This window comes from Thermoactinospora rubra (genome assembly GCF_002093975.1).
Taxonomy (GTDB): Bacteria; Actinomycetota; Actinomycetes; order Streptosporangiales; family Streptosporangiaceae; genus Nonomuraea; species Nonomuraea rubra_A.
Genome location: NZ_MSZZ01000131.1, coordinates 1 through 985, shown reverse-complemented (window position 1 = coordinate 985; position 985 = coordinate 1). Strand labels below are relative to the sequence as shown.

General features: G+C 69.3%; 1 pseudogene. It reads left to right on the top strand.

The features are described from left to right. A pseudogene (locus tag BSB02_RS39225) lies at positions 1 to 985 on the top strand (DNA-directed RNA polymerase subunit beta); the annotation flags it as partial.

Sequence of the window (985 nt, the reverse complement as noted above, 5' to 3'; positions counted from 1 at the left end):
GAAGCTGGGGCTGGACACCGACATCACCGTCGGCACCCTCACCGAAGAGGACATCGTCGCCACGATCGAGTACATCGTCCGCCTGCACGCGGGCGAGGAGACGATGCAGGGCGTCGACGGCCGCGAGGTCATCGTCGAGACCGACGACATCGACCACTTCGGCAACCGGCGTCTGCGCAGCGTGGGCGAGCTGATCCAAAACCAGGTCCGGCTGGGGCTGGCCCGCATGGAGCGGGTGGTGCGCGAGCGGATGACCACCCAGGACGTCGAGGCGATCACGCCGCAGACGCTGATCAACATCCGTCCGGTGACGGCGTCGATCCGCGAGTTCTTCGGCACCTCGCAGCTGTCGCAGTTCATGGACCAGACCAACCCGCTGGCCGGGCTGACCCACAAGCGGCGGCTGTCCGCGCTGGGCCCGGGCGGTCTGTCCCGCGAGCGGGCCGGCTTCGAGGTCCGTGACGTGCACCCGTCCCACTACGGCCGGATGTGCCCGATCGAGACCCCCGAGGGTCCCAACATCGGCCTGATCGGCTCGCTGGCCACCTACGGCCGCATCAACGCCTTCGGCTTCGTGGAGACCCCCTACCGCAAGGTCGTCGACGGCAGGGTCACCGACCAGATCGACTACCTCACCGCCGACGAGGAGGACCGCTTCGTCAAGGCGCAGGCCAACACGCCGCTCAACCCCGACGGTTCCTTCGCCGAGGACCGCGTGCTGGTGCGCACCAAGGGCGGCGAGACCGAGCTGGCCCGTGCCTCCGACGTCGACTACATCGACGTGTCGCCGCGGCAGATGGTGTCGGTGGCCACCGCGATGATCCCGTTCCTGGAGCACGACGACGCCAACCGCGCCCTGATGGGCTCCAACATGCAGCGGCAGGCGGTGCCGCTGCTGCGCAGCGAGGCGCCGCTGGTGGGCACCGGGATGGAATACCGCGCCGCCACCGACGCCGGCGATGTGATCATCGCCGAGAAGCCCGGC